This is a genomic window from Oleiharenicola sp. Vm1 (assembly GCF_047777955.1).
Taxonomy (GTDB): Bacteria; Verrucomicrobiota; Verrucomicrobiia; order Opitutales; family Opitutaceae; genus Didemnitutus.
The window spans coordinates 2770688-2789456 of the sequence record NZ_CP180537.1; the positions used below are offsets into that span (position 1 = coordinate 2770688).

General features: G+C 71.0%; 18 protein-coding genes and 1 pseudogene. 10 read left to right on the plus strand and 9 right to left on the minus strand.

The window, feature by feature from the left end; translation table 11 throughout:
• Positions 1-63: 63 nt before the first annotated feature.
• From ACMYLB_RS13495 to ACMYLB_RS13525, 7 genes and pseudogenes are all read left to right on the plus strand, one after another.
• Positions 64-1605, plus strand: a complete 1542-nt coding sequence (locus ACMYLB_RS13495) for a hypothetical protein (RefSeq protein ID WP_415907505.1) — start codon at positions 64-66, stop codon at positions 1603-1605.
• Entirely contained in the window at positions 1605-2981 is a 1377-nt protein-coding gene (locus tag ACMYLB_RS13500) for a sensor histidine kinase (RefSeq protein ID WP_415907506.1), read from the plus strand. Before ACMYLB_RS13495 ends, ACMYLB_RS13500 begins: the two co-directional genes overlap by 1 nt.
• Positions 2982-3003: 22 nt before the next feature.
• Positions 3004-3531, plus strand: coding sequence for a DUF5069 domain-containing protein (locus tag ACMYLB_RS13505; RefSeq protein WP_415907507.1), 528 nt, complete (start codon positions 3004-3006; stop codon positions 3529-3531).
• Positions 3532-3800: 269 nt separating this feature from the next.
• A complete protein-coding gene (locus tag ACMYLB_RS13510; protein WP_415907508.1) occupies positions 3801-5891 on the plus strand; it encodes a beta-galactosidase in 2091 nt (696 codons plus the stop codon).
• Between the two features lie 59 nt (positions 5892-5950).
• Positions 5951-6457, plus strand: a complete 507-nt coding sequence (locus ACMYLB_RS13515; RefSeq protein WP_415907509.1) for a (2Fe-2S)-binding protein — start codon at positions 5951-5953, stop codon at positions 6455-6457.
• Positions 6454-8034, plus strand: a pseudogene (locus tag ACMYLB_RS13520) (molybdopterin cofactor-binding domain-containing protein); the annotation flags it as partial. The gene ACMYLB_RS13515 and the pseudogene ACMYLB_RS13520, both read left to right, overlap by 4 nt.
• A 199-nt stretch (positions 8035-8233) precedes the next feature.
• Positions 8234-8635, plus strand: a complete 402-nt coding sequence (locus ACMYLB_RS13525; RefSeq protein ID WP_415911086.1) for a molybdopterin cofactor-binding domain-containing protein — start codon at positions 8234-8236, stop codon at positions 8633-8635.
• Between the two features lie 33 nt (positions 8636-8668).
• Here ACMYLB_RS13525 and ACMYLB_RS13530 read toward each other — a convergent pair whose 3' ends face one another.
• From ACMYLB_RS13530 to ACMYLB_RS13560, 7 genes are read right to left on the minus strand one after another with little or no spacing between them, the layout of a single operon-like run.
• Positions 8669-9556 carry a 1,4-dihydroxy-2-naphthoate polyprenyltransferase gene (locus tag ACMYLB_RS13530; protein WP_415907510.1) on the minus strand — a complete coding sequence of 296 codons (888 nt, stop codon included), beginning with the start codon at positions 9554-9556 and terminating at the stop codon, positions 8669-8671.
• A 3-nt stretch (positions 9557-9559) separates the two neighbouring features.
• On the minus strand, positions 9560-10201 hold the full coding sequence (locus ACMYLB_RS13535) for a hypothetical protein (RefSeq protein WP_415907511.1): 642 nt from the start codon (positions 10199-10201) through the stop codon (positions 9560-9562).
• A 40-nt stretch (positions 10202-10241) separates the two neighbouring features.
• Complete coding sequence (locus ACMYLB_RS13540; protein WP_415907512.1) at positions 10242-10913, minus strand: hypothetical protein; 672 nt, start codon at positions 10911-10913, stop codon at positions 10242-10244.
• Entirely contained in the window at positions 10903-11316 is a 414-nt protein-coding gene (locus ACMYLB_RS13545) for a hypothetical protein (RefSeq protein ID WP_415907513.1), read from the minus strand. The genes ACMYLB_RS13540 and ACMYLB_RS13545 overlap by 11 nt, the downstream gene beginning before the upstream one ends.
• On the minus strand, positions 11301-11645 hold the full coding sequence (locus tag ACMYLB_RS13550; RefSeq protein WP_415907514.1) for a hypothetical protein: 345 nt from the start codon (positions 11643-11645) through the stop codon (positions 11301-11303). The genes ACMYLB_RS13545 and ACMYLB_RS13550 overlap by 16 nt, the downstream gene beginning before the upstream one ends.
• Positions 11642-12385 (minus strand): ABC transporter ATP-binding protein, encoded by a 744-nt coding sequence (locus tag ACMYLB_RS13555; protein WP_415907515.1) that lies wholly within the window; start codon positions 12383-12385, stop codon positions 11642-11644. Before ACMYLB_RS13555 ends, ACMYLB_RS13550 begins: the two co-directional genes overlap by 4 nt.
• Complete coding sequence (locus ACMYLB_RS13560) at positions 12382-12657, minus strand: acylphosphatase (protein WP_415907516.1); 276 nt, start codon at positions 12655-12657, stop codon at positions 12382-12384. Before ACMYLB_RS13560 ends, ACMYLB_RS13555 begins: the two co-directional genes overlap by 4 nt.
• Before the next feature lie 127 nt (positions 12658-12784).
• Here ACMYLB_RS13560 and ACMYLB_RS13565 point away from each other — a divergent pair, with 127 nt between their 5' ends.
• Together ACMYLB_RS13565 and ACMYLB_RS13570 are read left to right on the plus strand one after the other, a co-directional pair.
• Complete coding sequence (locus ACMYLB_RS13565) at positions 12785-13462, plus strand: hypothetical protein (RefSeq protein WP_415907517.1); 678 nt, start codon at positions 12785-12787, stop codon at positions 13460-13462.
• A 194-nt stretch (positions 13463-13656) separates the two neighbouring features.
• On the plus strand, positions 13657-13779 hold the full coding sequence (locus ACMYLB_RS13570) for a hypothetical protein (RefSeq protein ID WP_415907518.1): 123 nt from the start codon (positions 13657-13659) through the stop codon (positions 13777-13779).
• Here the strand turns inward: ACMYLB_RS13570 and uvrB are convergent.
• Positions 13755-15815 carry an excinuclease ABC subunit UvrB gene (gene uvrB, locus ACMYLB_RS13575; RefSeq protein ID WP_415907519.1) on the minus strand — a complete coding sequence of 687 codons (2061 nt, stop codon included), beginning with the start codon at positions 15813-15815 and terminating at the stop codon, positions 13755-13757. The genes ACMYLB_RS13570 and uvrB overlap by 25 nt on opposite strands.
• Before the next feature lie 39 nt (positions 15816-15854).
• Positions 15855-17267: a hypothetical protein gene (locus ACMYLB_RS13580; RefSeq protein WP_415907520.1), complete on the minus strand. Its 1413-nt coding sequence runs from the start codon at positions 17265-17267 to the stop codon at positions 15855-15857.
• A 139-nt stretch (positions 17268-17406) separates the two neighbouring features.
• Between ACMYLB_RS13580 and ACMYLB_RS13585 the strand changes: the two genes are divergently transcribed.
• A complete protein-coding gene (locus ACMYLB_RS13585; RefSeq protein ID WP_415907521.1) occupies positions 17407-18675 on the plus strand; it encodes a Glu/Leu/Phe/Val family dehydrogenase in 1269 nt (422 codons plus the stop codon).
• Positions 18676-18769 lie beyond the last annotated feature (94 nt).

Consider the following 18769-nt stretch of genomic DNA (forward strand, 5'->3'; position numbering starts at 1 on the left):
GCGGGCGCCCGGGGCGACCTCTGCGCGCTCGACTTGCCCGTCATCCCGCTCTGAATTGTCGCCGTGTCCGACTCCCTTGCCCGCCTCGCCGTCCGTCTCGCGCTCGCCGCGCTGCTGGCGCCGCTCGCGCCGTCCGCCCGCGCCCAGGCGGAGGCGACCATCGCGGGCCAGGGCGCCGCGGGCGGCGGCGTGCCCCAATCGCGTCCCGCGCCGCGCGACCCGAATTTCCTCCGCGACGGCCAGCATTTCCCCGGACTTTCCAACCAGACGGCGCTGACCGAGCTGATGCCGGTCTACTTCCCGGCCACGGTGCCCGCGCTCGAGACCGAGCTGCCGGCCGCCCCCGCCGTGCGTGATCCGATCTGGAACGATCTCGCCGGCGAGGCCAACGAGCTCTTCTTCGCCCCGCTCAGCTCGCGCCTGGCCAAGGGCGGCCTCGACCGCCGCATGCGCGAGCGCGTCGATCTCTACCGCCGCAAGCGCACCGCCGCCCTCGGCGAGCTGCGCCAGTCGCTCGCCGCCGCCGAGACCGCCACGCCGCCGCCCGCGCCCGGCGACGACGCCCTCGCCGAACTCGCCACGACGGCCGATGCCTTGCGCCGCGACCTCTACCGCGGCGGCTTCCTCGTCGCCGACGCCGACTGGAACCAGCACCGCAACTGGCGGCTCGGCGACCCCGGCAGCAAGCGCACGGCGCAGGAACTCCTCGCCGACGAGCTCGCCGTCATGCGCGCCGCGATCTTCTACCAGGAAGGCCTCTCCCTCCCGCAGCGCCAGCTGCTGCGCGAGATCGTGATCGAGCTCGCCGCCGCGCTCGGCGACACCGACAGCGCCACCGCGTCCGACTTCGCCCCCGACGAGACGATCTTCTTCCTGCCCCACGGTTCCCGGCTCCGTCTGCCCGCCGACGTCCCGGCCGCGCTCGCCGCGCAGATCGACGCGTTCACCGCCCAGAAACGCGCCCTCAAGCGCGAGCTGCGCGACGCGCTCTTCAGCCTCGACCGCGAGAGCGACTCCAAGCGCGAGCGCGCCCTGCGCGAGCTCGCCGCCCGGCAGGAGCCGCGCTTCCGCGAACTCGAATCGGCCGCCGAGGCCATCCGCCGCGAGCTCGCCTCCCTCGCCTCCGCCCGCCCCGTCGCCCCGCGCTCCCCGCTCCCGCCGGAGCTCGAGCAGCGCCTCGAGACCTACCTGCGCAACAAGGCCAGCCTCCAGCGCGTCGCGCGGCAGCAGGCCCAGCCCGACGCCGACAAGGGCGGCGCCAGGAAGGAGCCATCCGCCGAGGCCGCCCGCGCCGCGCTCGCCGCCTTCGAGGCCGAGAACCGCAACCGCATCGCCGCGCTGGCCGCGGAGGCGCGCGCCCTGCGCGAGGAAGTCGCCCGCGTCGCCGCCCACTCCCCCGCCGGGGCGACGAAATCGGTCGACGCCCTGCTGGCGGACTTCGCCGCGGCGTTCAAGCAGCAGCAGTTGCGCGCACTCTACCAGGATTACCGCACCGCCGTGCTCCAGCCGGGCCTCACGCCCGCCCAGCGCGAGCTGCTGTTCAACGCCGCCGTCGCCGCGCTCGACCTCACCGGCCTCAAGGACTGGCAGGCCGTCCCCGAGTGATGTTCCGCCACGCCCTGCCCGCCCGCACCACCCTGCTCGCCGCCACCCTCGGCGCCGGCGCGCTGCTGCTGGCGATCTTCGGCACGCTGCTGATCTATTTCCGCGACGGCCTGCACCGCGAGATCCGCCGCACCGTCATCAACCGCGACTCCGCCGTCCTCTCGCCCGTCACGCGCCAGCAGATCACGGCCGCCAGCCGGCGCGTCGCACCGCGCCCGCTGCGCGCGCCCGAGATGCTCGACGCCGTGCTCCCCACCGCCCAGCAGGACGGCATGCTCGCCGTCGCCGTGTTCAACGAGCAGGGCGAGTTGCTCCGCGCCGTGCCCGACACGCTGCTCTTCGCCGAACTCGCCACCAGCGACTACGTCACGCTCCTCGGCAACGTCCCGGTCAGCCGCTACCACGCGGATTTCCCACTCGACCGCTATTTCCGCGGCGCGCAGCCGCGCACCACCGCGCCCGTGCTCGAGGTGCTGCTCCCGCTGGTCGAGCCCGGCCACACGCAGCCGAGCGGCTATGCCCAATACTACATCGACGCCCGCGGCCTCGCCGGGGAACTCGCCGCGATCGAGAGCCGTCTCGACGGCCACACCTGGTCGATCCTCGCCGCCGGCGCCGTCGCCGCCGCGCTCGTGCTGGGCGGCGCCTGCTTCGGGCTGCTGCGCGCGCAGCGGCTCGTGGCCGAGCGCAACGAACGCCTCGCCCGCGCCAACCTCGAGCTCACCCTCGCCGCCAAGGCCTCCGCCCTCGGCCAGATCACGTCGCACCTGATCCACGGCCTGCAGGGCTCCGTCGCCAGCCTCCGCTCCGCCGTTGCGCCCGCGGAGAAACCCGACCTGGAATCGGTCGCCTTCCACGCCGAGCGCATGCAGGCCCTCATCGCCGAGGTCGTCGCCCTGCTCGGCGACATGCGCACCGGCGCGACCTACGAGATCGCGCCCGACGAGATCGCCACCCTCATCCGCCAGCGCGGCGAGGCCCACGCCAATCCGCGCGGCGTGCAGCTCGACGTGATCAACCGCGCCCGTCGCCCGCTCGACAACCACCGCGGCAGCCTGCTCTGCCTCATCGCCGCCAACCTCGTCCAGAACGCCGTGCGCGCCTCCGCCGCCGGACAGTCGATCCTGGTCGAGCTGACCGAGGCGGGCGGCGAGGTGCAGCTCACCGTTTCCGACCAGGGCGGCGGCATCCCGCCGGACCTGCAGGCGCGCCTGTTCACGCCCGGCGCGAGCGGCAGCCAGGGCACCGGCCTCGGCCTGTCGATCAGCCGGCTGCTCGCCCGCCAGATGGAGGGCGACCTGGAACTCGTCGCGACCGGACCGGCCGGCACGGTGTTTCGCGCCCGCGTCGGCAGCGCACGTTTGCAAATCGCCTGATCGCGATTCCTCTTCGACGGCGATGAAGCACTACGATTTCGCCGACCAGTTCCGCGCCGTCTACGACCGGGCCGTGAAACTCTACGCCGCCGGCCAGCGCGGCGCGGAGACCTTCTTCTCCCCCGCGGAGAAGGCCTTTCTCGCCGCCAACGGCCTCAACAGCCAGCACCTCTACGACTACGCCGAGGACCACAACAACGGCGGCGAGCCCGGCTACGACCGCGCGCTCGCGATCGAACTGATCCGCCGCGACTACTTCCTGAACGCCCAGCGCGGCCAGGCCTCCACGCGGGTGCTCGACGAAAGCGCGCTGCCGCCCAAGGACGCCGCCGTGCAGGGCATCGCGTGGCTGCCGCGCATCATCCCGAAGGCGAAGGCCAAGCTCCGCGGCGAACTGCCGCCCTCGCTCATGTATTCCTGCGGCGGCGACCGGCGCTTCTTCAAGGAGCACGACATCCACCCGGCCGAGTTCCTCAGCCTGGTCTGGCGCCACGAGAACGACGACGCGGCCATCGTCGCCTGGGTCGTCGCGCGCTCGCGCGCCCGCTGATCTTTCGGACTGACCGTGCGGCGCGGGCTTGAGGCGGCGGCCGGACCGCCCGAGCCTGCCGCCATGCTGCGTTCGCCCCTGCCGCTCCTCGCTCTCGGCTGCGCCCTGGCCGCGTCGCTCGCCGCCGCGCCGCTGACGCTCACCGTCGCTCCTCCCGCGCCCGCGCGCGCCGAGGATTCCACCTCGGCTCGAACCGCGCGCCCGACGGCGCCACGCTCTCCCTCGATTCGCGCAGCCTGCTCCTCGACGGCCGGCGCTGGACGCCCGTGATGGGCGAGTTTCATTTCACGCGCTACCCGGCGGCCGAGTGGGAAACCGAGCTCCGCCGCCTGCGCGCCGGCGGCATCGACATCGTCGCCACCTACGTTTTCTGGATCCACCACGAGGAAATCGAGGGCGCGTGGAACTGGTCCGGCGACCGCGACCTCCGCCGCTTCGTCGAAGCCGCGGCGCGGGCCGGCCTCAAGGTCATCGTCCGCTGCGGCCCCTGGTGCCACGGCGAGGTGCGCAACGGTGGCGTGCCCGACTGGGCGCTCGTGCGCGGCTGGAAAGTCCGCACCGACGACCCCGCCTACCTCCAGCACGCGCGCGTCCTCTACGGCCAGATCGCCGCCCAGCTGCGCGGCCAGCTCTGGAAGGACGGCGGCCCCGTCATCGGCATCCAGCTGGAGAACGAATACGGCGGCGACGGCTCGCACCTGCTGGCCTTGAAGCGGATCGCGCGCGAGGCGGGCCTCGACGTCCTGCTCTACACCCGCACCGGCTGGCCGGCGCTGAAATCCCCGCTGCCCTTCGGCGAGATCGTCCCGCTCTACGGCGCCTACGCCGAGGGCTTCTGGGATCGCGAAACCACGGCGATGCCCGGACGCTACTGGACGGCGTTCCGCTTCTCCCGCCTCCGCACCGACGCCAACATCGCCAACGAGGCCCTCGGCCGCCGCGACGCCCGCGACCCCGACGATGTCGCGCTCTATCCCTACCTCACCTGCGAACTCGGCGGCGGCATGATGAGCAGCTACCACCGGCGCATCGCCGTCGACCCGCGCGACATCGAGACGGTGGCCCTGGTCAAGCTCGGCTCCGGCTCCGTCTCGCCCGGCTACTACATGTATCACGGCGGCACCAACCCCGTCGGCCGCACGCCGCTGATGGAGCAGCAGGACACGCCGATGACGAACTGGAACGACCTGCCGGTGAAAAACTACGACTTCGTCGCCCCGCTCGGCCAATACGGCCAGGTCCGCCCGCACTACGCGCTGCTCCGCCGGCTGCACTCGTTCCTCCACGACTTCGGCGACCGGCTCGCCGAGTGCGAAGTCGCGCTGCCCGACGTCCTGCCGCAAGGGCGGGAAGACGTCGCCACGCTCCGCTGGAGCGTGCGCAGCGACGGCGCACGCGGCTTTCTCTTCGTCAACAACCACGAGCGCGGCCGCACGCTGCCCGCCCACCCGGACGTGCGCTTCACGGTCGCGTTCCCCGGCGGACGCGCCCTCACGCTGCCCTCCGCTCCGGTGGCCGTTCCGTCCGGCGCCCGCTTTCTCTGGCCGCTGAACCTCGCCCTTGGTCCGCGCGCCACGCTGGCGTGGGCCACCGCGCAACCGCTCGCCGTCGAGCGCGTCGGCGGGCGCACGACCTGGTATTTCTTCCAAACCGACGGCATCCCGGTCGAGCTCGCGGTGCGCGGCGCCACCGTCACGCGTGCGCGCGGACGCACCGCGACCGACGCCGACGGCAACACGCTCCTGTGCGATCTCGCGCCCGATCGCGCGCCCGCCTGCACGCTCGACGACACGATCGACCTCGTGGTCCTGAGCGAGGCCGACTCGCTCGCCTTCCAGCCCGCGCCGGCGGGCGGCGGCGCGTCCTTCGCCGCCCCCGCGCCGCGCACGCTCACGCCGGTCGCCTTCGACCTGCTCCAGCCCGCCGGTCCGCCGCGCGACATCCCGCTCGGCCGCGCCCCGAAACCCGTGGCCGCCGCGCCCGTGGATGCCGATTTCGCCGCCGCCGCGCTCTGGCGCATCCGTCTCAGCCCCGCCGACCTCGCCCGCCCCGACGCGCTGCTGCGCTTGCATTACCGCGGCGACGTGCTCCGCGTCACCATCGGCGGCGAGCTGGTCATGGACGATTTCTATCACGGCGAGCCGCTCGAACTCGGCCTGGCGCGCCATCGCGCCGCGCTGGCCGCGGCGGGCGGCGAGCTCACCGTGGCGGTGCTGCCGCTCCGGCGCGACGCGGTCGAGGGCGAACGCCCGCCGATCTACCTGCCGCGCGAATTCCGTCCCGATTTCACCCGCCGCGACGCCGTGGCCGAGTTGCTCGCCGTCGAACTCGAGTCGCCCGCGCCGTCGCCCGTCCGCTGACTCCGCACCCGGCAGCTTGACGGCGCCCGGACCTTGGGCACGGTAGGAGTGCTTTCCCCATGCCCAAGTTTACCCTGACCGTGAATGGGCAGGCCCGCACTGTCGATGTGCCGGCGGATACTCCGCTGCTCTGGGTCCTGCGCGACACCCTCGAACTCGTCGGCACGAAATACGGCTGCGGCATCGGCCAGTGCGGCGCGTGCACCGTGCACCTCAACGGCACGCCCGTCCGCTCCTGCCAGTTCCCCGTCTCCACCGTCGTCGGCATGCAGATCACGACGATCGAGGGCCTCTCGCCCGACGGCTCGCATCCGCTGCAGAAGGCTTGGATCGACCACGACGTCCCGCAATGCGGCTACTGCCAGTCCGGGCAGATCATGACCGCCGCCGCGCTGCTGCGGAACAACCCGCACCCGAGCGACGAGGACATCGACGGCACCATGGCCGGCAACCTCTGCCGCTGCGGCACCTACCTGCGCATCCGCGCCGCGATCAAGGACGCCGCGGCCGGCAACGTGAAAGGCTTGCCCGCCGAAGCCATGGCGAAGGAGGGAGCGGCCAAATGAGCACGCCCGAAACTCCGTTCACGCGCCGCGACTTCATCCGCGTCACCGCGCTCGCCGGCGGCGGCTTCGCCCTCGGACTGTCGCTCGTCCCCGAGTCGTTCGCCCAGCCCGCGCAGGCGCTCGACAACACCGCCCGCGTCTTCACCCCGAATCCCTTCATCCGCATCACGCCGGACAACGTCGTCACCATCGTCGCGAAGAACCCCGAGATCGGCCAGGGCATCAAGACCTCGCTCCCCATGATCGTCGCCGAGGAGCTCGAGGTGGATTTCGACAAGGTCGTCATCGAGCAGGCGCCGCTCAACCCGCAGCTCGGCGCGCAATTCGCCGGCGGCTCGCTGTCGACGCCGCAGAACTACGACCTGCTGCGCAAGGCCGGCGCCACCGCGCGCACCATGCTCGTCGAGGCCGCGGCGCAGACCTGGAACGTGCCCGTCTCCGAGCTGGTCGCCGAGAAAGGCACGGTCGTGCACCGCCCCACCGGCCGCCGCCTCACCTACGGCGAACTCGCCAGCAAGGCCGCCACGCTGCCCCTCCCGGACGAGGGCACGATCAAGCTGAAGGAGCCCGACGAGTTCACGCTCCTCGGCTCGCGCGTCGGCGGCGTCGACAATCCCGCCATCGTCACCGGCCAGCCGCTCTTCGGCCTCGACCAGAAGGTCGCCGGCATGCGCTACGCCGTCTACGAGAAATGCCCGGTCTTCGGCGGCAAGGTCGCCTCGGCCAATCTCGACCAGATCAAGGCCATGCCCGGCGTGCGCGACGCCTTCGTGATCGAGGGCGGCGGCAACTACAACGGCCTGCTCTCTGGCATCGCCATCCTCGCCGACTCCACCTGGGCCGCCTTCAAGGCCCGCGCCGCGCTGCGCGTGACCTGGAACGAGGGCGCCGGCGCCAGCCAGAGCACCGCCGCGTTCGACGCGCGCGCGGCCGAGCTCGCCGCGCAACCGGGGCAGGTGCTCCGCAACGACGGCGACGTCGCCGCCGCGTTCGCCGGCGCCGCCAAGGTCGTCGAGGCGAGCTACGCCTACCCTTACCTGCACCACGCCACCCTCGAGCCGATGAACGCGATGGCCTGGCCGACCGCCGACGGCGGCATGGAGATCCTCGCGCCGACGCAGACGCCCGGCGGCGCCCAGGACCTCGTCGCGAACACGCTCAAGATCCCGAAGGAGAAAATCAAAGTCCGCTTCACGCGCATCGGCGGTGGCTTCGGCCGCCGCCTCGCCAACGACTACGTCATCGAGGCCGCCGCCATCGCCCAGAAGGCCGGCGGACCGGTCAAGCTGACCTGGACGCGCGAGCAGGACACCCAGCACGGCCTCTATCGGCCCTGCGGCTGGCACAACCTCAAGGGCGCGGTCGACTCGTCGGGCAAGCTCGTCGCCTGGCAGAACCACTTCGTCACCGTCGGCCTCCACAACGACAAGGACCCCGGCAACAGCGCCGGACTGAGCCCGGTGGAGTTTCCCGGCCGCTTCGTGCCGAACTTCCGCCTGGTGCAGTCGATCGTGAACACGAACATCCCGACGGGCCCGCTGCGCGCCCCCGGCAGCAATGCCATCGCGTTCGTGATGCAGAGCTTCATCGACGAACTCGCGCACGCGGCCGGCCGCGATCCGGTGGCGTTCCGCCTCGATCTGCTCGGCGACAAGGTCATGCCCGCGCCCGGCCCGCGCGGCCTGCCCTACGACGCCCCGCGCATGGCGAACGTGTTGCGCACCGTCGCCGAAAAAGCCGGCTGGGGCAAAAGCTCCCCGCGGCTCCGGCCAGGGCGTGGCGTTCCACTTCAGCCACCGCGGCTACTTCGCCGAAGTCGCCGAGGTCAGCGTCGCTCCCGACGGCAGCCTGAAGGTCCACCGCGTCACCGTCGTCGGCGACGTCGGCCCGATCATCAACCTGAGCGGCGCGGAAAACCAGGTGCAGGGCTCCGTCATCGACGCGCTCGGCGCCGCCTGGCTGCAGGAGGTCACGATCGACCGCGGCCGCGTGGCCCAGGCGAATTTCGACACCTACCCGCTGCTCCGCATCATGGACACGCCCCAGGTCGACGTGCACTTCGTCCAGAGCAAGAATCCCCCACCGGCCTCGGCGAGCCCGGCTATCCGCCGCTGCCGCCCGCCGTGTGCAACGCGATCTTCGCCGCCACCGGCAAGCGCATCCGCTCGCTCCCGCTGACCAAGCAGGACCTGCGCTGGAGCTGAGCGCCGCTCACCGCGCGCCCCAGATCACGCCCGCGCTCAGCAGCACGCCGAACGCGGCGAGGAATTTCGCCGTGTCGGCCAGCACCTCGATCTGCTCGCGCGGGTCCGCCGAGCGGCCGAGCCGGTGCGTCAGCCGCACGCCCCAGGGGAAAAGCACGAGCGGCAGCAGCACCGGCCAGCGCCAGCCCGCCAGCAGCAGCGCCGGCGCGCTCAGCAGCGCCGCGAGCGCCGACAGCGCGTATTGCCAGAAGGCGAAGCGGCGCCCGAAGCGCACCACCAGCGTGCGCTTGCCGGCCTTCGCGTCCGTCTCGACGTCGCGATAATTGTTCGCGACGAGGATGTTCGCCGCCAGCAGGCCGACCGCCGCGGCGGCGGTGAGCACCGGCCACGTCACGGCATGCACCTGCACGTAGAACGTCGCCCCCACCGCCACGAGGCCGAAGAAAATGAACACGAACAGGTCGCCGAGCCCGTTGTAGCCGAGCGGATACGGCCCGCCAGTGTAGGCGATCGCGCAGACGATGCTCACGACGCCGACCGGGAGCAGAATCCAGCCGCCCTCGGCCACGAGCAGCAGGCCGACGGCAAACGCCGCCGCGAGCACGAGGACGGTCGCAAACAGCATCGTGCGCGGCGTCACCAGTCCCGCTGCGACGGCGCGGCGCGGGCCGACGCGCTCCGCGGTGTCCGCGCCTTGGACAAAGTCGAAGTAGTCGTTCGCGAAGTTGGTGCCGATCTGCACCAGCAGCGAGAACGCGAGGCAAACCGCGGCCTTCACCAGGTCGGCCGCGTGCGCCGCCTGCGCGAAGGCCGTGCCGACCAGCACCGGAATCACCGCGGCCGGCAGGGTCTTCGGGCGCGCGGCCTCGATCCAGATTTTCGCGCCGCCGGCCATCGCTCACCACATCAGGTTGCGCCTCCGGGTGAAGATCACCATCGGACGCTTCACCATCATGCTCCAGATCACCGGCACGAGCAGGACGACGGTGTTGAAGAGCGCGATCCGGCTGTCGTCGCCGAGGAAGAAATTGAACGGCAGCAGCAGCAGCGCATACGCGCTCACGAACAGCCGCGGCGTCGGGATCACGGGATTGATCGCGCACACGAGCAGGAACGCCAGCGCCCCGGGGTAATAGCTGCCCAGGCCGCCGCTCACTCCGGCATAGAAGAAGATCGCCGCGAAAAACGTGATGCGTTCGCGCCAGCGGATCGACTGGATCAACACGGCCGCGAAGGTGATGGCGGCGCAGAGGCCGAACACCAGCAGTTCGCGCTCCGGACCGGCTTCGAAGCTGAATTCCCACAGCGCCATCGTGCCGGCCAGGCCGCGCAGGGCGTCGAGGTAGTTGCGCTTGTTCCGGAGTTCGCGCCGGAGCCGCACGGATTTGTCGTCCGGGTCGTTCGCGCCGTCCTGGGCGAAGCGCTCCATCGTCTCCCGCTGCTTGCGCGACTTGCGCCACAGCTTGCCGAGGCGCATCCACTGCCGGGGAAACCACAGCATGGCGAGGGCGAGGACGAGGTAGGGCCAGTGGACAATCATCAGGCGAATCCGGGCATGGAGCCGGCGGCCCGCGGCGTTGTCAAAGCGCTTCTGGCCGCTCGCCCAGCTCGCGCTCCAGCTCCGCGATGCGCGCAGCCACCAGCTCGCGTTGCGCCGCCGGATCGTCCGCCGGCAAGCGCGGCCACCACCCGCGCAGCCACGCGAGCGCCTCGCGCGGGCGGCCGGTCTGGCGCAGCAGCTCCGCATAGATGCGTCCAGCGTGCCACGGGGCGCCGGGCGTCTCGGCGGCGCGCCGGTAGAACTCCGCCGCGGACGCAGGATCGCGCCGCGCGTAGAGCGCGATGTTGCCCGCCTCGATGAGGCAGGCCGCGGTCGGCGCCCCTTCCACGGTCAGCAACGCGATGGCCTCGGCGGCCGACTCCCGCCGCCAGCGCGCCCGCAGCGCCGCGGGCGCGCCGGGTTCGCGCGCTTCGCGCCAGGCGGGAAAATCGTAGGCGTGCATCCGCGCCGCGTTGAGCCGGAAGTAGTCGACCGTCGGCGCCGCCGCGACCGCCAGGCGCGACCACGCGCGCGACCGCGCCTCGTCGCGGCCTTCCCAGGCGAGATCGGCCCGCACCCAACTCCAGTCGGCGACCACCAGGCGCCACCGGCCCTGCCCCGCCGGCGTCGCCGGCGCCACCTGCGCCAGCAACGCCCCCGCGCCGAGCAGCAGGGGCAACAGCCACCAGTTCCGGAAGCGCCTAAAGTTCACGCCGCGAAAAGCTCCAGCCGGCCAGGACGGTGTAAACCGCCGCGTAGGCGACGAAGTAAGCCCCGGCGCGGGCGGCCGGCGCCGCGTCCGCAACGCCGAAGTTCGGGATGAGCCAGGACAGCAGCGTCCAACCGGCCCGCGCCATGCCGGTCGCCTCCGCGGCCGCGTGCCCGATCACCGGCGCCAGGTGCCCGGCGACAGCCAGCGCCAGGGTCAGCACCGTGGCCAGCAGCGCGCTGCGCACCAGCGACGCGAGAAAAACGCCCGCCGGAGCCAGCACGAGCAACGGCCCGCTCGCGCGGGCGAGCGCGCGCCCGGCCTCGCCCGCCACCGCGCCGTGCCCGGTCGCCTGCAGCAGCGCGAGCGTGGCGAGGATGCCGAGCCCCGTCATCCAGCCCAGCACGACCCCGGTGGCGAGAATTTGCGCGCCCGCCACGGCGCTCCGGCGGGCTCCGTGCAGCAGCACCACCGCCGTCGTGTGCGAGCGCAGCCCTCGAAGAACAGCGCCGGACCGACCAGCGCCGCGAGCACCGCGCCGCCCGCGGCCACCACTCCGGCGGCGTAGTCGACGAGGAAGCCGGCTTCCGCGCTGCCGAAATGCAGCTCGCGCACCAGAGCGCCTCCCGCCACCAGCGCCACCGCCGCGGCGCCGACCGCCCAACCCGCGCGCAGGCGCAGCGCCACGGCGATCCAGAGCTGGGCCAGCGCCCAGAATTGCCGCAGCGGCTTCACGGCGGCACTTCCTTCCGGTAGATCCGCTCGAGTCCTCCGCGCGCCGTCACCGCCGCGCGCGAGCCCTCGAAGATCACGCGGCCGCCGTGCAGCAGCACGAATTGGTCGCAGAACTCCTCCAGCGGCGTCAGGAAGTGCGCGGTGAGCACGACCGTGCGGCCGAGGGCGCGCTGCCGGACGATGAGCGCCTGCAGCGCCGCTTGGGCGTGCGGATCGAGGCCCGACGCGGGTTCGTCTAGCAGCAGGATGTCCGGACCGCGCAGGAGCGCCTGCGCGAGCCCGACGCGCTGCCGTTGTCCCTTGGAAAACGTCGCGAGCGGCCGGTCGGCCAGGGCCGCCAGGCCTGTCTGCGCCAGCGCCGTCTCCACCGCCGCGCCGGCGGCGGCCCCGTCGATCCCGCCGATCGCCGCGAGGCGCCGCAGGAAGCCGCGCGCGCTATCGAAATCCGGCAGCAGCGTCTCCTCCGGCAGGTAGGCCACGCGACCGCATCGGGCCGCCTCGGCGGGCGTGAGGCCGGCCACGCGGCACCCGCCGGCCGTCGGCCGCACGAGCCCGGCGCAAAGCTTCAGCGCGGTGCTCTTGCCGGAGCCGTTCGCGCCGACCAGGGCGCAGACCGAGCCGCGGGCGACGGCGAGCGTGACGCCGTCGAGCGCGCGCACCCGTCCGCCGCGCCAGTCGGACGCGTAATCCTTCACGAGGCGCTCGAGCCACACGGCCGGCGCATCGAGGGGCGAGTTCATCTAATCGTGAAACCGGAGAATTGCGCGGGCCCGCGCGCGGAGGAGCGTTCGATCTTGCGAATGTAAGCTTCCAGGTGCTCGTGCACGGCGGCGACGAAGGCGGCGACCTCACCGGCCGTCCCCTCGGCTTCGAGCTGCACCCGGCCGTCCGGGAGATTGCGCACGAAACCGGCGACCTCAAATCCCTTGGCGACCTGCAGCGTCTGGTAGCGGAAACCCACCCCCTGCACGTGACCCGTGAAGTAAACGGTTTCATGGTGCACGTCGGCCATCGCGACATGACACAAACGTCGCGCCGCGCCGGCAAATCGAAACCGAGTCGGGCTGAGAATTTTAATTGCGCGAGCCCCCTCGCTTCGCACACTGCCGCGAGCGTCCCACCGGACGCCTCTTCCTTAAATGACCAACCAAGATTCCGACGGAATGTTCGAGAACGACTGGGATGAGCGCCGGGAGCTCTCGTGGACCGAAGCGGATTGGGAACAGTATCTGGCCGAGCACGAGACCGCGGTGCGGGACTACGTGAAGCATTACGAGCAGCTCCCGACGGCGCCGGATCGCATCGATGAAGTCGCCCGCCGCATGGGCTGGGATATGCAGCCCGATGAGGCGGCCGGCCCCGAGCAGGATTTCGACGCGGAGCAGGTCGAGGAAGCCGACAGCCCGGGCTTCGAGGAGGATTTCGACCTTTACACCGTCCACCGCAACCCGGTGCACATCGCCACCAAGGCCCTTTACCTGGGTCTGATCGCCAACTGGGAGCGCATTGCGTCGCATCCGGAGCGCATCCATCCCGCGGTCGGCCTCGCCGTCGCCGGTTCGCTCTACCGCGGCCGCGAGCACGCGCTCCAGGCCGTGCAATCGCTCGACATGGGCGACTACGCGCTGGCGATCTGCTTCTTCAAGCGCGCCCTGCGCGAGCTCAACGAGACCCTGGCCCGCCTCGGCACCTCGACCGAGTCCGACGGCGGCCTGCTGGCGCGCTACCGGGAGTTCGCCATGCCGCGCCTGTTCGACCTGCGCGAGATCTGGCTGCGCGTCATGGCCGAGTGCCGCACCGCGGATCCGGGCGCGTAAGCGGCCGGCCGTCCCTGCGTCGCGCTTGCCGCCACGCTCATGAGTGCCATCGCCCGCCCCGCTCGTGCCGCACTCGCGGCGCTTCTGCTCGTCGCCCTCGCCGGCTGTGCCAGCCGGACCTCCGCCCCCAGGCCACGGCGGAGAAAACCCCGGCGCAGGACGACACGGTCGAATACACCCCGCTCGGCAGCTGGGTGCCCAAGAAAGCGAAGAAGACGCAGCTCAAGACCTCGGAGCAGCAGCAGGAGCAGACCGCCGACGCGATGCGGAACATCACCACGACGGCGCCGGGCTACAAGGCCGGCACCGGCCGCTGAGCCTCAACGCCGCGCCGATTTCGGGCGGCGTTTTTCCTGGCGCCGCGCGCGCCGGAACCGGAGGGCGGCGTCGCCTTGCCGCCGGACTTGAGGGTCGCGATCTGGTCGCGGAGCAGCGCGGCGCGCTCGAACTCGAGCCTGTTCGCCGCCTCCTGCATCTCGTCCTCGAGCTCGGCAATCACCGCGGCGACGTCGTCGATGTCCTCGGCCACCGCGGCGGCGTTCCGGTCCGCGCCCGTGCCGTCGTAGACGTGCAGGCTCGCCTGGGCGGCGCGCTTGACGCTGCGCGGGGTGATGCCGTGGGCGAGGTTGTAGGCCATCTGCTTCTCGCGGCGGCGCCGCGTCTCCTCGATGGTGCGGCGGATCGAATCGGTCTGGACGTCGGCGTAGAAGATCACGCGCCCCTTCTCGTGGCGGGCGGCGCGGCCGGCGGTCTGCAGCAGGCTGGTCTCGCTGCGGAGGAAGCCCTCCTTGTCGGCATCGAGGATCGCGACCAGCGCGACCTCGGGCAGGTCGAGGCCCTCGCGGAGCAGGTTGATGCCGACGAGGACGTCGAAGTTGCCCTGGCGGAGATTGCGCAGGATCTCGACGCGCTCGAGCGCATCGATGTCGGAGTGCAGATACTCGACGCGGATCTTCGCGTCGCGCAGGTAGCTGGTGATGTCCTCGGAGAGGCGCTTCGTCAGCGTCGTGACCAGCACGCGCTCGCCCTGCTCCACCGCGCGGCGGATTTCGCCGATCAGGTCCTCCACCTGCCCCTTGGTCGGGCGCAGCGTGATCTCCGGATCGAGCAGGCCGGTGGGGCGGATCACCTGTTCGGCCACGACGGCCGAGCGCTCGAGCTCGAACTTCGCCGGCGTGGCGGAGACGTAGAGCGTCTGCCCCGTGATCTGCTGGAACTCCGCGAAGCTCTGCGGGCGGTTGTCGAGCGCCGACGGCAGACGGAAGCCGAAGTTCACCAGCGTCTGCTTGCGCGCGATGTCGCCGTTATACATCCCGCCGATCTGGGAGACGCTCACGTGGCTCTCGTCGATGAAGGTGAGGAAATCCTTCGGGAAAAAGTCGATCAGGCAGAACGGCCGCTCGCCCGGCTTCCGGCCGGTGAGATGCAGCGAGTAGTTCTCGATGCCGTTGCAGAAGCCCATTTCCTGGAGCATCTCGAGGTCGTAGGTCGTGCGCATCTTGATCCGCTGCGCCTCGAGGAACTTCTGCTCGCGCTCGAAGAGCGCCACGCGCTCGGCCAGCTCGCGCTTGATGCCGGCGATCGCGCCCTCGAGCTTGCCGCGCGAGGTGACGTATTGGTTGGCGGGATAAAGGTCGAACTGGTCGATCTTGCGCAGCACCGCGCCGCTCACCGGCTCGAACTCCGTCAGCGCCTCGATCTCGTCGCCGAAGAACTCCACCCGCAGGCCGTGCTCGAGGTAGGCCGGCATGACGTCCACCACGTCGCCGCGCACGCGGAAGCAGCCGCGCTTCAGCTCGTAGTCGTTCCGCTCGTAAAGATTGTCCACCAGCCGCTCGAGAAACTTCTGCCGCCCGAGCTCCTCGCCCCGGCGGATCTGGATGCGCATCTGCGAAAACTCCTCGGGCGAGCCGAGGCCGTAGATGCACGAGACGCTCGCAACCACGATCACGTCGCGCCGGCTCACCAGCGAGCTGGTGGTCGAGATGCGCAGGCGCTCGATCTCCTCGTTGATCGACGAGTCCTTCTCGATGTAGGTGTCGCTCGACGGCACGTAGGCCTCGGGCTGGTAGTAGTCGTAGTAGCTGACGAAGTATTCGACCGCGTTCTCGGGGAAGAAATTCTTGAACTCCGAGTAGAGCTGCGCCGCCAGGGTCTTGTTGTGCGAGATGATCAGCGTCGGCCGGTCGAGCTGCGCGATGACGTTGGCCATCGTGAACGTCTTGCCCGAGCCCGTGACGCCGAGCAGCGTCTGGTCGCGGTGGCCGGCGCGGATCGAGGCGACGAGCTTCTCGATCGCCTGCGGCTGGTCGCCCGTGGGCTGGTAATCGGCATGCAGCTTGAACATCGGCATCGGTAGACGGCTAGCCAAACTCGGGCCCGCGGCAAACGCTCAAAGGCCGAAAATCCGCAACAGCCCGTCGCGCAGGCTGGCCATCGCCTTCCGCTGCTCCGCCGCCTCGCCCTTGGCCGAGGTCTGCTGACAGAGGAAAACGCCCGTGCCCTCGAACAGGTCGTCGAACAGCGGGTTCTGCCCGCGGAAATACGCCCAGAAGGTCTCCGCCCGCACCGGCCGGTAGGCCAGGCCCGGCGTGAAGCCGATCGTCGCGTCCTGGTTCGCGCGCCGCCCCGGCACCGGCAGCCCCGGCTGCGCCGCCAGCACCTCCGCGCGCACGCCGCGACTGCCCGCGAGCAGCAGGGTGCACGGGCCGACGAACTCGAAATACCGGAACTGGCCCGTGGCCCACGACTGCAGCGTGAACAGCCGCCAGTGTCGCCGGATTGCGGTCTTCCTCCGTCCGAGCGGACCGATCAGGCCGGCCAGGTAGCTCGGCCGCAGCACCAGGCTCGCCCCGGCGGGCACGGTGACGACCGCCAGCTCCACGTGGGCGTCGTCCTGGCTGGAGAAGGTCGCCCGCAGCTTCGCCTCGGGCGCCGCGTTGCGCATCTCGATCAGCTCCTTCAACCCGGCCGCGAGGCAGGTGAACGGCATGCCCCAGTCCAGCAGCCAGCGGGTGCGCTTGAGCAGCCCTTCGTCCGAAGCCTGGAGAAATTTCTCCTTCACCCACAGCACGTCGCCCGGCTCGAGCACGACGTCGATCGACGCGTCGCTGCCGCGCACGGTCACGTCCGCGGCGGCGACCGTCCCGAGCCGCACCGGCGCCCGGCTGGAAATGAACGGCGCCACGAGGAAATACGCCGCCACGCGACCGAGCGGCGGTCCGAGGAACCAGAGCGCGACGACGAGGAGCACGTGCCGGCCGAAGCGATCCCACGCCGCGTGCGCATAATGCAGGACCTTCGACTTCTGCCGCTCGGCGGCCTGCAGCTGCACCTCGAGCTTGCCGAGGGCGATCTCGAGGCCGTCCCGCTCCCACTGCGCGCGCTTCCGGGCCTCGCGCAGCGCGGCGACCTGCGCGCGCGCCTCCTGCTCGGTCTGGCGCAGGCGCGCGAGGCGCTCGTCGTTCAACTTCACCTGCTCGCCGGGCGTGGTGAGCCGGTTCAGGCCGCTGTTGAGCGCGTCGAGCTCCGCCGCCAGCCGGGCCGCTTCGGTCGCCCGCTGCTCCTGGCGCGCCTGGTCCGCCGTCATCCCGTCGAGGCGCACCTGCACGTCCTTCAGGGCCTCGCGGAGCTTGCCGGTCTCCCCGGTCAGCGCCCGGATCAGGTCCTGCCGGCGCAGGTCGAAATCGACGTTGTCCCGCAGGTAAAGCCACAGCCCGAAGCCGGCCAGGCCGAGCCCCAGCAGCAGCAAGCCGAAGGTCAGCTTCTGCAGGCACCACGACAAAAATCTCGCCAGCGCGCCCATAAATCACGCCCGTTACTCTCGTAATTAGGCGCTTTCATTGAAGGCGGCGGCCGGCGGGAAGCCAATTGCTAAAGGGCCCCCTCCCGACCAATCTCGCCGCATTCCAACCCCCGGCGCCCCCGCGCCTAATCCGTTATCTATGCCTCTCACGAATAGCATCTACAACTCGCCGGTCTTCCAGCAGGCCTGCAACCAATTCGACGCCGCCGCGGACATCCTCGGCATGGAAGCCGGCGTGCGCGAGCGCACCAAGCAGCCTCGCCGCACGCTGACCGTCACCCTGCCCGTCCGCATGGACGACGGCCGCGTCCTCACCTACGAGGGCTACCGCGTCCAGCACAACATCTCCACCGGCCCCGCCAAGGGCGGCATCCGTTTCCACCACGACGTCACGCTCGGCGAGGTCGCCGCGCTGGCCATGTGGATGAGCTGGAAATGCTCGCTCGTCGGCCTGCCCTTCGGCGGCGCCAAGGGCGGCGTCGTCGTCAACGCCCGCGACATGTCCACCGGCGAACTCGAACGCCTCTCCCGCCGCTACATGCAGGAGATCGCGACGTTCATCGGGCCGCAGCTCGACATCCCGGCGCCCGACGTCGGCACCAACGAGCAGGTCATGGCCTGGATGATGGACACCTATTCCAACCACGTCGGCCACTACGACCCGGGCGTCATCACCGGCAAGCCCATCGCGCTCGGCGGCTCCCTCGGCCGCCGCGAAGCCACCGGCGAAGGCGTCGCGTGGTTCACCAAGGCCTACCTGACCGACCTGGGCATCAAGGCCTCCGAGACGAGCGTGATCATCCAGGGCTTCGGCAACGTCGGCAGCGAGACCGCCCTCGCCCTCTCCGCCTGGGGTGCGAAGATCATCGGCATCTCCGACTTCACCGGCGGCGTCTACAACAAGGCCGGCATCAACGTGAAGGACGCCCTCGCCTACATCGCCGCGAACAAGTCCCTCCAGGGCTACAAGGGCGGCGATTCGCTCACCAACGACGAGCTGCTCGTCCAGCCCTGCACCGTCCTCATCCCGGCCGCCCTCGAGCGCGTCATCACCGACAAGAACGCCGGCAAGCTCCAGTGCCGTCTCATCGCCGAGGGCGCCAACGGCCCGACCACCAACGAAGCCGACAAGATCATCGCCGAGCGCGGCGACATCGAGCTGATCCCCGACGTCCTCTGCAACTCCGGCGGCGTCATCGTCTCCTACTTCGAGTGGCTGCAAAACCAGTCCGCCTACTACTGGTCGAAGGAGGAGGTCTTCGAGAAGCTCCACCGCATGCTCGCCAAGGCCAAGGCGTCCGTCGACGAGACCAAGGCGAAATACAAGTGCTCCCGTCGCACCGCCGCCCTGGTGCTGGGCATCGCCCGTGTCGCCGAGGCGAAGGCCAAGCGCGGCCTGTTCCCGTGATTCTGCCTCGGTCGGGGCCGTTGCCCGCAACGGCCCTCGATCAGGGCGCTTGAGGGCAAGCGCCCCTACCGCCGACCCGCGACTCCTGTCGCGG